Annotated in this window: 18 protein-coding genes; all 18 read right to left on the bottom strand. The window is 71.0% G+C overall.

All coding sequences use genetic code 11. The annotated features are described in order from the left end of the window. Positions 1 to 10 precede the first annotated feature (10 nt). The 18 genes from DFI_RS19435 to DFI_RS19360 all read right to left on the bottom strand — a co-directional run bounded on the left by DFI_RS19435 (position 11) and on the right by DFI_RS19360 (position 12,478). Positions 11 to 499, bottom strand: a complete 489-nt coding sequence (locus tag DFI_RS19435) for a hypothetical protein (RefSeq protein WP_027462810.1) — start codon at positions 497 to 499, stop codon at positions 11 to 13. Between the two features lie 127 nt (positions 500 to 626). Beyond that, positions 627 to 1,697: a DNA polymerase IV gene (gene dinB / locus DFI_RS19430; RefSeq protein ID WP_027462809.1), complete on the bottom strand. Its 1,071-nt coding sequence runs from the start codon at positions 1,695 to 1,697 to the stop codon at positions 627 to 629. Positions 1,698 to 1,788: 91 nt separating this feature from the next. Continuing rightward, positions 1,789 to 2,340 carry a class I SAM-dependent methyltransferase gene (locus DFI_RS19425; RefSeq protein ID WP_027462808.1) on the bottom strand — a complete coding sequence of 184 codons (552 nt, stop codon included), beginning with the start codon at positions 2,338 to 2,340 and terminating at the stop codon, positions 1,789 to 1,791. Positions 2,341 to 2,434: 94 nt separating this feature from the next. Beyond that, positions 2,435 to 3,043, bottom strand: a complete 609-nt coding sequence (locus DFI_RS19420) for a hypothetical protein (RefSeq protein ID WP_027462807.1) — start codon at positions 3,041 to 3,043, stop codon at positions 2,435 to 2,437. 21 nt (positions 3,044 to 3,064) lie between these two features. Next, positions 3,065 to 3,598 carry a hypothetical protein gene (locus DFI_RS19415; protein ID WP_027462806.1) on the bottom strand — a complete coding sequence of 178 codons (534 nt, stop codon included), beginning with the start codon at positions 3,596 to 3,598 and terminating at the stop codon, positions 3,065 to 3,067. Next, positions 3,595 to 4,509 (bottom strand): hypothetical protein, encoded by a 915-nt coding sequence (locus DFI_RS19410; protein WP_027462805.1) that lies wholly within the window; start codon positions 4,507 to 4,509, stop codon positions 3,595 to 3,597. The genes DFI_RS19415 and DFI_RS19410 overlap by 4 nt, the downstream gene beginning before the upstream one ends. A 35-nt stretch (positions 4,510 to 4,544) precedes the next feature. Then, entirely contained in the window at positions 4,545 to 4,844 is a 300-nt protein-coding gene (locus tag DFI_RS20890; protein ID WP_027462804.1) for a hypothetical protein, read from the bottom strand. A 155-nt stretch (positions 4,845 to 4,999) separates the two neighbouring features. Then, complete coding sequence (locus DFI_RS19400; protein ID WP_027462803.1) at positions 5,000 to 6,283, bottom strand: DUF945 family protein; 1,284 nt, start codon at positions 6,281 to 6,283, stop codon at positions 5,000 to 5,002. A 54-nt stretch (positions 6,284 to 6,337) separates the two neighbouring features. Further along, the gene (locus DFI_RS20470; RefSeq protein ID WP_155864542.1) at positions 6,338 to 6,850 is read right to left on the bottom strand and encodes a hypothetical protein; all 513 of its coding nucleotides are present in this window, start codon (positions 6,848 to 6,850) and stop codon (positions 6,338 to 6,340) included. Positions 6,851 to 6,934: 84 nt separating this feature from the next. Next, entirely contained in the window at positions 6,935 to 7,471 is a 537-nt protein-coding gene (locus tag DFI_RS19390; RefSeq protein ID WP_027462801.1) for a hypothetical protein, read from the bottom strand. A gap of 59 nt (positions 7,472 to 7,530) precedes the next feature. Then, positions 7,531 to 8,619, bottom strand: a complete 1,089-nt coding sequence (gene dnaN, locus DFI_RS19385) for a DNA polymerase III subunit beta (RefSeq protein WP_118376075.1) — start codon at positions 8,617 to 8,619, stop codon at positions 7,531 to 7,533. A 185-nt stretch (positions 8,620 to 8,804) separates the two neighbouring features. Further along, complete coding sequence (locus DFI_RS19380) at positions 8,805 to 9,095, bottom strand: hypothetical protein (RefSeq protein WP_027462799.1); 291 nt, start codon at positions 9,093 to 9,095, stop codon at positions 8,805 to 8,807. A 64-nt stretch (positions 9,096 to 9,159) separates the two neighbouring features. After that, positions 9,160 to 9,951, bottom strand: coding sequence for a hypothetical protein (locus DFI_RS19375; RefSeq protein WP_027462798.1), 792 nt, complete (start codon positions 9,949 to 9,951; stop codon positions 9,160 to 9,162). Positions 9,952 to 10,196: 245 nt separating this feature from the next. Further along, complete coding sequence (locus tag DFI_RS19370) at positions 10,197 to 10,571, bottom strand: PH domain-containing protein (protein WP_027462797.1); 375 nt, start codon at positions 10,569 to 10,571, stop codon at positions 10,197 to 10,199. A 22-nt stretch (positions 10,572 to 10,593) separates the two neighbouring features. Further along, positions 10,594 to 10,767, bottom strand: a complete 174-nt coding sequence (locus DFI_RS20465) for a hypothetical protein (protein ID WP_155864541.1) — start codon at positions 10,765 to 10,767, stop codon at positions 10,594 to 10,596. Between the two features lie 28 nt (positions 10,768 to 10,795). After that, the gene (locus DFI_RS20460; protein WP_155864540.1) at positions 10,796 to 10,966 is read right to left on the bottom strand and encodes a hypothetical protein; all 171 of its coding nucleotides are present in this window, start codon (positions 10,964 to 10,966) and stop codon (positions 10,796 to 10,798) included. Positions 10,967 to 10,973: 7 nt separating this feature from the next. After that, the gene (locus DFI_RS19365) at positions 10,974 to 11,723 is read right to left on the bottom strand and encodes a hypothetical protein (RefSeq protein ID WP_118376056.1); all 750 of its coding nucleotides are present in this window, start codon (positions 11,721 to 11,723) and stop codon (positions 10,974 to 10,976) included. After that, entirely contained in the window at positions 11,720 to 12,478 is a 759-nt protein-coding gene (locus DFI_RS19360; RefSeq protein WP_027462795.1) for a hypothetical protein, read from the bottom strand. Before DFI_RS19360 ends, DFI_RS19365 begins: the two co-directional genes overlap by 4 nt. Positions 12,479 to 12,487 lie beyond the last annotated feature (9 nt).

The following is a 12,487-nucleotide window of genomic DNA, read 5'->3' as shown; positions in this document are numbered from 1 at the left end:
GGCGCCACGGTCAGCGGGATCGCCGGTCCGGCCGGAAGGGGGCGAGCGGAAACGGCAGCAGCGGCATCGGTGCATGCCGGGTCTCCAGGCGAGGCGACGACATGATGGAGGTGCTCGGGGACGGGGTGGGCGATGCGCACCGCTGAGCCATCGCCTGCAACCGCTTCCAGAGCCACGCCTCGTACACCGCGTGCAGGCTCACCTGTGCCGGGCAGTCGGGCGAGCACGTCACCTGGTAGTGCCCGCCGCACTTCTGCCGCGCGAGCAGCGGCAGCCCGTGGGGGGTGTGGCTGACCAGCGCCGGGGCGCGGCGCCCGTCCGGGACGTTGTGCGGCCGCAGAGTGAACACTTCGGGCACGCCGCTCCCGAAGAACTGCAGGACGAGGGTACAGCCCGGGTGACCGCGCGCCCAGCCGATCACCTCCCCATCCCCCGTCACCGCGAGGTACGCGGCGTGCGGGTACGGATCGTCCGGCAGGGTGGGGGGCAGGGGGGGCATAGCGGCACCTGGGACCCGGGATACCGGGTGAGCGGGGTGAAAGGCCGCGCACTGGCGCGCGGTTCTCCGGATTCTCCAGCACGCTTCCCTCCTGCACGGTGGCGGGCCTTCCACTACGCCAGGAGCGTCACACGAGGCTGAACAGGGGCACCGGGACGTCCCGGCCCTCCGGGTCGAGCAGGCCGCTGACACTGATGCCCAACAACCGCACGGGCCGACCGGCCACCAGTTCCGGGGTCAGGAGGTGCCGGGCCACCCGCTCGATCTCCTCCGGGCGGTGCACGGGACTGGGCAGGCGCAGCTGACGGGTGACCACCTCGAAGTTGGCGAACTTGACCTTCACGGCGACCACCCGGCCAGCCAGGCCATGCCGGGCAAGCCGGCGACTCGTGCGCTCACTCAGATCCGGCAGCTTCGCCAGCATCTCCGGCAGGGTCCGCAGGTCCTGGTCGTACGTGTCCTCCGTGCCGACGCTCTTCCGGTCGTCGCTGGGGTCCACCGGCCGGTCGTCGACCCCGCGGGCGATCGCGTGCATGTGCGCGCCGTGGCTGCCGAACGCGGCGGTGAGTTCCGCCAGTGGCCGGGCGCGCAGGTCCGCCCCGGTCCTGATGCCCAGGCGCTCGAGCTTGGCGGCCGTCACCGGACCGATGCCGAAGAATGCGTCCACGGGCAGGCGGGCGAGCAGGGCGTCGGCCTGGTGGGGCAGGATCACGGTCAGGCCGTCGGGCTTGTTCATGCCGCTGCCGAGTTTGGCGAGGAGCTTGTTGTACGACACGCCCGCGGAGACCGTCAGGCCCCCGGTCCGTTCCCGGACCAGCCGGCGGATCTCCTGCGCGATCAGCGTCGCGCTGGGCGGCCCCTGCTTGGGTGTGGTGAGGTCCAGGTAGGCCTCATCGAGGCTGAGCGGCTCCACCAGATCCGTGAACTCGTGGAACACCCCCTGAATGATCTCACTGGCCTCGCGGTAGGCGTCCATGCGCGGCTCGATGACGATCAGGTGCGGGCAGCGGGCCAGGGCGGTCCGGAGGGGCAGGGCGCTGCGCACGCCGTACTGCCGGGCCTCGTAGGTGGCGGTCGTGACGACACTGCGCGGCCCGTGGTACGCCACCGCGACCGCCTTGCCGCGCAGGGCGGGGTTGTCCCGCAACTCCACACTCGCGAAGAAGGCGTCGGCGTCCACGTGCACGACCTTGCGCATCTCCCCCCAGAGTACGGACGCGCCGCCGGACCGATCGTGAGATCTGGGGCCTGTGCCACTGAACAGCCGGTGTCACGCAGCCGACTGACGCTTATTCAGGTTTCCTGGCGTCCACGATGATCGAAACATTTCCCAGTTTGCCGTCGCGGTTGCGGTGGTCGAGCATGAGCGAACGATAGATCGGCCCGGTCGCGACATCCCACCCGTGATAGTGGAAACGCCCCTGCTCATCGCAGTATTCCAGCAGCTCCACTTCGAAGCCGACCTGCTCAAAGACGTCCTTGAACAGGGGCGCGTCATACACGATCTGATGATCGGCGGCCGGGTGGTCGGCTGGCCCCGGTCCGCCGATCTGCACGATCCGTTGATACTCCTCGTCCGGGAAATTCGCGTCGGGAACCGCGCAGCGAAGGAATCCACCCGGCTTGAGGAAGTCAAAGCACAGCAGCGCGGCCGCCCGGCCCTGTTCAAGGGTCAGGTGTTCCCAGACGTGCTCGCACAGGAACGCATCGGCCCGGCGGTCACCGAAATAGTCTTCAAAGCTGGCGCGGTTGGTGAGGTCGAGTTGTTCGCGTTGCGTGGGCAGCCAACCCGCCCAGGCCTGACTCCCTGCACCAAGAATGACCTTCAGAGGTGACGTCATGCGCGCAAGTATGCCCGCAGAGCCCGAACGGTCAGGCGCACGAGGTCAACTCCTCAGTCGCCCAGCCCCGAGCGGCGCGTTCTCAGGCCAGGCTTCACGACCGGCCGGCCTCCAGTTGCGCCTGCAGGTGGGCGATGCTCTGCCGGTAGTACGTCTCGTCGGCCTCCTCGAGGGAGTGCGCCGTGCGGGGTTCGGCCAGCAGGGCGAGGACCTGGGTGACCTTCGCTTCCGCAGGTGAAGCCTCTTCAGCGTCCAGGCGCTCGTGCGCTTCGGCGAGCAGGCCGTGCAGGTCACTGAGCAGGCCCAGGTCCCGGTCGAGTTCCCCGCTGCCGCCGGCGGCGTGCAGCTGGAGCAGACGCTCGCTGCTCTGCCGGTGCCCGTCGGCGCTGCACTCCGCGTCCAGGTGGTAGCGCACGGCCTCCCCGTCCGCGCGGTACTGCACGAACGGCAGGGAAATGAAGTTCTGCGCCTCGCCCTGCAGGTGGTCGGTGAGCACCTCGTGGGTGTCGCACAGCTGGCCGATGGTGCCGGGGAACACCCCGCCGCCCCGGGCGAGGGTCGCCGCGGCGTCCAGGTACAGGGCCAGCACGTCCCGCACGGCCGGGTTCAGCGCGAGGTGCAGGACGTTGGGGAGGCTGAGGGTGTGGTCGAGGTGCAGGGCGTCTTCGGTGGGCGCGGCAGTCTTGGCAAGGGTGTCAGTCATGGGAACCTCGGGTGGGGGTCTTCAGGTCCGGCGCTTGGTCTTTCCGGCCTGGGATTTGTCCTGGGGGTCGGGTTCGGCCTGGACGTGCACGTGGTACGTCCGCAGGGGCGTGTGCAGCACGTAGTGCCCGTCGCGGGTGCTGCTGATGGTCCCCTCGAACTCCTGCCCGGCGCGGTAGCTGCTGGGCGCGCCGTGCTCGGTGACCTGCGCGATGCGGCCGCGGAGGATCACCTTGTGGTCGCGGGGGCGCAATGTCGCGCCGTGCAGGACGAGTTCGGTCACGGGGTTGTCCGGGCGGCTGCCGACCGACTGCTGGTAGTGGTCATCAAGGTCGGACAGCACCTGCTCGAGCACGTGATCGGTGGGGTACCCGAGCGTCACGGCGATCGTGAACAGCAGCAGCGTCGTGCGGCTCGGATCGCCTTCCTGCAGCAGTGTGCGGTACAGGTGGGCGACGGCGGGGTTGTGGTTGAGGTACGCGTGAATCGCGGTGCGGATCTGCTCGGGGTGTTCGAGGTTGGCGGTGATCTCGCCAGGGTGCGCGGTCAGGGTCATTCAGGGCTCCGGGGAAGGGGACGCGGCAATTCCAGGGCTGCCCAGCCGCCTGGGGGTGCAGTGCAGCGCAGGAACGGGCCGTACGGGTCGGCGGCATGGAAGACCAGCGCGTCGCTGTGCGCGCACGGCGCGGCCACCCACCAGCCGGGCACGGACCACTCGGGCCAGTGGCCGCGCATGACCTGCCAGGTGCGGGCGCGGGCTTCGGTACCGCGCCGGTCCCACTGGGCGTCCGGGGTGTGCAGGAGCGTGTCCAGGCTCACCGGGGCGCTGGTGAGCAGGGCGTACCCGGGGCCGGGCAGGACGCGCGTCTCACCCCCGGCGCGCAGGACCATCTGGCCGTACAGGTCGCAGATCATCAGGTCCGCGTGGTCGGCGAGCAGGCAGACGGTCGCGTCGCGCTGCACCAGGCCGCTGACGGTGTCGGCCACGCCCATCTGGCGCAGGACCTCGCGGGCGTCATCCACGGACGCTTCCTGAACAGGTTCCGCGAAGAGGCTGCAGCCGCCGCCCCAGGGTTCGTTGTGCCGGCGCAGGAACGCCGCTCGGTCCGCCAGCGCGTGCAGGTGCGCGGCCCAGGCCGCCACGGCTGTGTCAGGTGATTCGGTCTGGGTAGTCCAGTGCCCGAGGTCCAGACCGAGCGCCGATTGGCCGAACGTGCGCACGCGGGCGGTGCGGATGCGGTCCTGCGCGTGGTCGTGCGCGGCGAGGAGAGCGTCCTCCCAGGTGGGCGCCTGGTCCATCACTGGATCGGGGTCCGTCCAGGACAGGCCCCAGGACCGCAGCGCGGCGGCGCGGCCGGCCACGACCGGCACGCCGTGACGCGCCAGGGCCTGCACCAGCTCGACATCTGGAGTGGGCAGGGGGGCATGCACGGGAGCGGGGCAGGTCAGGGCAGGAGGCCAGGGCATAGGTCAGTGTCCGGGCGGGTGGGTGAACGCGCCGATCAGGCGAGCGCGGCCGCCGTCCAGTCCACGTGGTGGTTGCCGCGGTTCACGGACTGGTCCTCCTGCAAGGCAGTGAGCAGGCCGGCCGGGACGGGCACGTTGCGTTCGGCGAGGCGCGCCTCGATCTGCGCGAGGGTCAGGCCACCCGTGGCGGACTGGTGGTCGTCGAGGTTGCAGTACACCAGCGTGCGGCCCAACGCGGGATCGTGGCGTTCGATGACGAGGTAGAAGTACTGCAGGGGCCGGTCCCAGCCGGTCTGAACGCGCAGGTCGCCGTGCGTGAAGGTGTGGGTGCTCATGACCCTTCCAGCGTAGGAGGGAGGTGGGTGGCGGCGCGGCGTGGCGCGGGATTGAGAGGGTTCACGCGAACGCATTCACCCCGCGCGTGGCGGGGTGAAAGGAGTGAAGGGAACCGGCCGTGGCCGATTCCCTTCCCAGGGTGGTACGGGGGAAGTCACTCCATCGTCTGACCGTTGACCTTCACGCCCTGGTCGTCGAACTGCACGTCCGAGACCAGGCGCGTGCCCTTCTGGACGAGCATGCCCTGCTCGGTGGCCATGTCGAGCATGGTCGTGACGGTGTCCGCGTCCGGAGCGAAGAGGGCTGCCAGACGCTCGACGGCCTGGCGTTCCCCTTCGGCGTGGGCGTTGACCTTCACGGCGGACATCAGGGTGGCCGGGGCGAGCAGAGCCATGCTCCAGTCCGTGTCGGGGCTCGCCTTGAGGGCGGCGGCGCCGGTGATCACGACTTCGTCCTTGCCGCTTCCGACGGACAGGCGGTCCAGGGACAGGGTGGGGGACGCCGCCATCAGCGCTTTGAGGATGGGTTCCATGGCCTGGGGGTCGAAGTCCTTCGCGTCGGTGTCGAGGGAGCTCAGCTGCGTCAGGGCTTTACGGTCCAGGTTCTTGAAGGAGAGGTTGAGCTGCACGTTGTCCAGCGTCGTGTCCTGGAAGGTGGCCTTGGCGAGGTGGTACTTCACGCTGCTGGTCACGAGCTTCGCGTCGCTCTTCACGTCGCTCTCCACGGTGAGCGGTCCCATGGCGAAGACGGGTTTTCCGTCCATCGTCGCGGCGACGTTGCCGAGGGTCATCGAGGACCTGGCGTTGCCGAGGCCGTCGCTGGCGTTGTCGCCGGACATGGTCCAGCGGGCCGCGCCGACGGTGACGAGGTTCCCCTCGCCTTCCATGGTCAGGCCGGGCCACTGGCCGCTGCCGGTGATCTTCTCGCCCAGGGTGCTCACGGTCCCGCTCGCGGCCTTCCAGCTGGCCTTCATGCCGTCATCGGTGAACTGCCCGGCGGGCACGTGGTAGGTGGTGACGCTGTTCCCGCCGAACTTCACCAGGGTGCGCAGCTGGATCTTCTGGCCGCCGAACGCCTTGTCGAGGGGCTTCTGGATCTCGGGGGGGAAGCTGACGTCCGTCACGACCGTCGCCGCGCCGAACGCCTTGCCCTGCGGGAAGGGGCCGTTGTACACGCGGCTGGTCAGGGTGACCTCGAGGGGGTCGGCGCTGGTGGGCATCAGGGTGATCTTGGTGACCTGGGTGCCGCCCAGGGCGTTGCCCTGGAAGGGACCGGATTCCATCTTGGCGATGCCGGAGTCGTTCAGGGCCTTCTGGGTGCGGCCGAGCTGGGCCTGCACGTCCCGTTGGGTCTGCTGGCCGGCGACGACGGCGAGGCCAGCCCCACCGAGGAGGAGGGCGGCGGTGGCGATGAGGGCGGTTTTGGCGTTCGGTTTCATCTCACGTTCATGGTGGGGGGCAGGTGGGTGGTTCCGGTGCTGGATGTGACCAGTTCAGTCCGCGATGCGGGCCACCGCGAAGTACTGCGGCTCTGGAGAGAGCGTCGTGGTCTCGAACACGGCCACTCCGCCCTGCACGCGCGCCTGGGAGTCCGACACCCACATGGCCTTCAGCGGGACGGACGCACCCGGGGCGCGGTCCGCGGTGTCCGAGTTCAGGCGCAGAGGCACCAGGGCGCCGCCGGTGACCGGCAGGCGGATCTCGAAGCGGCCCGCGTCCGCCGTCTGCACGGCCGGTCGGGCCTGCACCCGGTAGACGGGCGTGGCCAGGGTCACCCCGGAAGGGAGAGGCACAGGTAACGCCGCCTCAGGCACGCTTTGTACGGTCACCTGTACGCGCTGAACCCCAGCCGGTCGCCAGCGGAGCGGCGCGGTGACCGTGACGCCCGCCAAGGCACTGACCCGCGCGCCAGGGCGGAGGGACAGAGCCGGGCGGGCGCTCAGGGCCGTGCACACCAGCGCGGCCATCAGGCTGCTGGTCACGACAGCTTTGGTCCAGTGGGGCATCAGCCACCCTCCTTGGAAAACGCGCTCCAGAACGATGAGTTCACCAGATCGCTCTGGGAAACCACGCAAAGGTGTCGTGGGTGCTTACTCGCCGAACTTGTCCATGCCGCCGGTCAGGGCGGACGCGAACGGGTCGTTGGACTCCATCGGCACCCACTCGCCGCCCTCCTGCTGGAGTTCCACGTCCACCCGGTTGACGCTGCGGGGCGCGTCCTTGCTCGTCAGCCCGGCGATCAGCTTGGCGACCAGGGCGTCCTGAAGGGCCTGGTCGCGGTCCAGTCCCCCAGCAGCGGCTGTGAGGGCCATGCCCATCGCGTCGGCCATCACGGTGGTCGCCACGGCCTGCCCGTTGACGGTGTCCATCTCCAGGGTGACGGTGTGGTCCTTGGCCGCGACGACCTTGCATTTCGCGGTGCCGAGCATGGCGTTCATCAGCTGCCTGGCCTGCGGGTCTTTCAGGGTGTCCTGGAGGTCGCCCTCCGCGCCGAGGCGGGTGACGGCCTGCTCCCACCGGCCGGCGCTGAGGTCCGAGCAGAAGCCCTTCATGGCCGACTCTGCGCTCTTGCCGCAGGAGGCGAGGAGAAGGGGGGCGGCGGCGGTGAGGGTCAGGAGGCGCTTCATGTCCGGGGATGCTGGCATGCGCGGGGGTGGTCGGCCCGCCTGACCTGACCACCCGGGGCTCAGACCCTCAGGGTGACGAGGACCGCCTGGTAGTCGCCGCTCTGGAAGATCGCGGGCGTGGTGCTGCCGGACAGGCTGACCTGCACGTCCCCTTCGATGGGGGCGAGGGCGTCGAGGACGTGCCGGGCGTTGAAGGCGAGGCTCATGGCGGGCTGGGAACCACTCTGCTCGACCGCCAGGGTGTCGTGACCGCGGCCGTAGTCGCCTTCGGCCGTGAGGCGCACGGTCCCGCCGGACACCAGGAACTCCACGCGGTTGTTGGCGTTCTTGTCGGCGAGGACCGCGACGCGGCTGACGGCGTCCTGCAGGACGCTGGCGGGCACCGTGAACTGGAGTTTGATCTCGCGGGGAATGACGCGTTCGTAGTCGGGGAAGTCCCCGTCGAGGAGTTTGACGTTCATGCGGACGCGGTCGGTGGTGACGGTCAGCAGGCCGGGGCCGTACGTGAGCCGGGCCTGGCCGTCTTTTAGGACGCGGACGAGTTCGTCGGCGCTGCGGGCGGGAATGATCAGGGTGCGGCCGTCCCCGCTGCCGGGGAAGTCACGGAGGGCGACGCGGTACCCGTCGGACGCCACGGCGCGCACCAGGTCGCCGCGGTGTTCGAGTTTGATGCCGCGGAACACTGCCTGGAAGGCTTCGTTGCTCGCGGCGTACCGCACGCTGCCGAGCGCCCGGGCGAGTTCGGCCGCGTCGAGGCTCAGGTGCGTCTCGTCCGGGAAGCGCAGGGGCGGGAAGGCGCCCAGGTCCCCGGTCTGGAGTTTGAAGTCCGAGCCGCTGGCGCGCACGGTGATCTCCTGGCCGGTGCGTTCGAGTTCGACGAGTTCCCCGCCGAGGTTGCGCACCACCTGCGCGAACAGGTGCGCGGGCACGATGAACGGCTGCGGGTTGCGCACCTCGGCCGGCACGAAGCAGGACAGGTCAAGTTCGAGGTTGGTGCCGCTCAGGGTCAGGCCGGCGTCGGTCACGTCGACTTTCAAGGTGGTCAGGAGCGGGTTGCTGCTGCGAGAGGGGATCACGCGTTCCATCAGGGCGAGGCCTTCACTCAGGGCCTTGCGGGTCACGCGGATCTGCAGGGCGTGACCGTTCATGGGAATGGGCAGCGGCGCCGCGGGCGGTGCTTTGGCGGTCGTGGCCTTTTTGGCCGGGGCTTTCGGGGCGCTGTTGGTGGGGGCGGTCGGGGTGGCGCTGGGCATGGGGGCCTCCGGAGGCGTGAACAGGGGACGGGGCGACGACAGGGAATAGAGCCCGCCCCCGAGGTGGAGGCGGGCCTTGGTCAGGCGGCGGGGTGGTGGCGGATGTACGGCGCGGCGTTGGCGGCCTCGTCCTGCGTCAGGGCGGCGCGGACGGTCTCGGGGAGGGCCAGGCCGAGGCCGCTGAGGACGTTGGTGACGTCGGGGAGGCGCATGCCGTGCGGGAAGTAGCGGGCGTCGGTGTCGCTGTCGTAGCGGACGTCCTCCCCGGCGAAGACGGTGAGGAAGAAGCACTGGCGGCCGCGTTCCCAGCCGGTGTCGACAGTGAAGGCTTCGCCGGTGGCGGTGGTGGCGTCGAACAGGTGTTTCGTCATGCCGCGTCTCCCACCCGGTCACGGGTGAAGGGCTGTTCAGAAGATCTGCTCAGGGGCGGGGGGCTCAGAAGGCCAGGCCGCCCGCGTCGGTCCAGCTGTGCCGGCGGGCCTGGCGCTGGTCGTGCTGGCGCCTTGCCTGGAGGGCGGCGCGGGTGACGGTGAGTGAGGGGTCCTCGTACGCCTCGGGGCGCTGGTGGAAGTCCGCAGGGACCAGGTGCTCTCGGGCGGGAGCGTCACCGCGCAGCAGGGCGAGGAGGGCCTCGGGATGCACGCGGACGCGGGCGGGCGTGACGTGGTCCGGGACCGGACAGGGGGCGGCACCGAGGTCCTCGGCGTTCTCCTCGTCGGTGCAGGCCATCAGCACGCGCAGTTCCTCGTCCAGGGGACTGAGGTACGCGGCGAGCCAGTGGGCTCCAGCGGTGAGGGACAACCCGCCGCGCTCGTAGTCGGCGCGGAACAGGGCCAGCCAGGCCGTGTGCCCGTCCGGGGTGTGGAGGTGGACGGGGGTCATCCAGCAGGCGGACTTCCAGCGGAGGGTAGGCGCCAGGCGCACCGTGGCGCCGAGGTCCAGTGCGGCGGCGTCCAGGCCGAGCAGGGTCAGGTCGTGGTCGGTGGTGACGTCGGTGGGCTGGACGGTGAGGACTGCCTGGTGCGCCTGGGCGGGGTCAAGGATGTTGAAGGTGCCGCCCCGGCCCTGCAGCTGGTGGCCATGCAGGGTGAAGGTCTCGTGGACGCCGTCGCGGGCGAGGTGTACCTCGTCGCCGTGAGTGCGCAGGGTGATGGCCGGGCCGCCAGGGTTGAGCAGGGCGTTGCAGGTGTCCGCGGCGCGGTGCAGGGCGTTCAGGTGAGGGGACATGCCCGGCCCGGCACCCCGGGAGGGGTGAGGGCCGTGGAGCCACAGGGCGCACCCCCCGTCTCCGGGGGGTGGAAGAAGGTCAGCGGCGGGCGTGGACCTTGATGGGAACGGGGCGGGGCGCTCGGGGGGCAGTGGCGTACAGGGCGGCGGCGAGGGCGAGCAGCAGTGCGGTCAGGATCATTCAGGCCTCCTGGGGTCAGTGTGGGGCGCGGGTGGGTGGCGGCCCGGTCAGGGCACGGGCCGAGTTACTCGGCATGTTCGGGCAGGAAGCGCGGCAGGTGCTCGGTTGGGTGGTCCGGGGTGACGTAGTACAGCTGACCGGCGCGGCGCAGGACGAGCGCCTGTGCGGGGCGGGCGGTGGTGGCCAGGGCGTGCACCGTAGCGCGGTCCAGGGCGAACCGGCCGGTCACGGTGCCCGGCGCCTGCGTGCCCCACAACCGGGCCCCGAGGGGCTGCGCGGTCAGGCGGGCGTGGGTGGCGGCGTAGGGGAAGCGGGCGCGCCGCAGGCCGGCCTGGACCACCAGGGCGTCGTCGGTCCAGCGGTACCGCACGCCGGAGCGTCCGGCGAGAAACAGGAGGACAGGAAGCGCGAGCAGCAGGACCAGGACGGCGGATTCCATGCCTTCAGCCTACTGGGGGCGGTCAGGATCGCCGCTGCCGCAGGAAGCCGACGATCCAGGCGACCGCGGCGATGCTCCACACGGCGGCGTGCACGCCGAGGCCCATGGACCCGTACATCCCGCCGGTCACGGCGAACAGCAGGGCGGCGGCCGCGTACAGGGCCAGGGTGATGGTCTTTCGCCGCTCCGGGGGCATGAGGGCAGTCTGGCACGGCCCCACCGGGTCAGGAGTTCGGGCGGCGCACGGACCAGGCGGTCACGAACGCGGCCATGACCATCAGGTCGCCCGCGAGAATCAGCGGCCAGTGGGCCGGTTCCGGGGCGAAGGTGACGATCAGGGCGTTGCACAGCACCATGCTGAGAAACGCCGTGAGGAGGGCCAGGACCGGTCGCATGCTTCCCTTACGCGCCGGGAGCCGCGGGCGTTGCCGGGCGGGGGTCGCCGGGTTGCGGGTGCTGGGCGTGGAACGTGAGGGCGCCGGCAGCAGCGTCCACCCAGACGGTGCGGGGGTACCCGGAGGCGAGCAGCCACCCGCCGATCAGCGCGTGCAGGGCGTGCCGGTGATCCCCGGCGTGCACGGCCACGTGCTGGAGGAGCGCGACGAAGGCCGGGTCGTGATGCAGGGCTTTCAGGGCGCGCTGGACGTCCGGGTCCGGGGCGGCCGCGTCCCACGTCCGCTGCACCGCTGACGCCTGGCGGAACCGCAGGGCCTGAGTCGCCAGGGCGTGCAGGGCCGCCGGGTCGGGCAGGACGCCCCAGGCGAGGCACGCGCCGGTCAGGGTGGCCTGGAAGCGGAGCGTGGCGCTGGCGGGGTTGTCCATCTGGATCTGGGCGATGAGCTCCTGCCGCAGGGGCGGGCAGGCCTGGATGCGCGCGGTGAGCGGGAAGTGGGCGTGGTGGTCGGCGAGGACGGCGTCCTGCGCGGCTTCGGCGTGCCGGGGGCTGGGGTCGCGCAGCCAGGCGGTGAGGGTCTGCCGGACCGGGGCGCCCCGGTCCCAGCCGGGCACGTGCGTGTCCAGCAGGGTCAGGACGTCCAGGGCGTCGTGAGGGCCTTCGGGAAGCGCGCCGCGGTGGTCCTGCAGCATGATCCCGCCGGGGGCGGCGTGCAGCTGCAGGGACTCGTTGAGGTCCACGGAGGGAAGGGGGGTCATGTCTGGCCGGGCACCCGCGGCCGCGCGGGTGAGAGGGCGTCTTCCCCTGCACTGAACTGCGCGGCGACCAGCAGGACCTCGCGGATCAGGAGTCGGTCGGTGGGCGGCCAGTGCAGGGTGGCGGGGCCCGCGGTGGTGAAGCCGTCATGGAGGGTGAAGTGCGCACTGGGGCTGGTGAAGGTCAGGGTCCCGGTGTGGGCGTGCACGTCACCCCGGTGCAGGGGGAGGCCGCCGCAGAGGGCCTCGCCGAGGGCCGCAGCGTCCGCGGCGGGGAGGCTCAGCTGCCCTTCGGCGTGCATGACCCGGACCTCTCCGGGCCCGTGCGCCTGGATGACCAGGCCGCACACGTGCGTGCCGTGACGCAGGGCGCGTTCCACAGCGAGCTGGCTGAGCATGCGTTCGCGGTCCAGTTCGGCGTGGTCGTCGGCCGTGAAGCCGTCGGCGAGGGCATCCTCCAGGGCGGCCCACGCGGCGGTTTCGCGGCCGTCCAGTCCGGTGAGGTCCAGCAGGTGGCGGTTCCCGGCGTGCACGCGGCCGGTGTCGGCCAGGGTCGTGAAGGCCGTGTGGAGGGCGAGGTCGCCGACGACCGCGCCGGTGAAGTCCAGCAGGACGCCGTCCGGGAACGCGTCCAGGGCGGCGGTGATGGCGCGGGTGAGCGTTTCGCTGTTGTGGGGGCTCTCGTAGCTCCACTGCGTGACGGTGAACGGCGCGGCGGTGCGGATCAGGACGCGCGGGCGGGGATTCGGGAGGGTCATGCCCCGGCC

Source organism: Deinococcus ficus (assembly GCF_003444775.1).
Lineage (GTDB): Bacteria > Deinococcota > Deinococci > Deinococcales > Deinococcaceae > Deinococcus > Deinococcus ficus.
The sequence above is the reverse complement of the archived record's forward strand: the minus strand, read 5'-3'. Positions and strand labels throughout refer to the sequence as shown.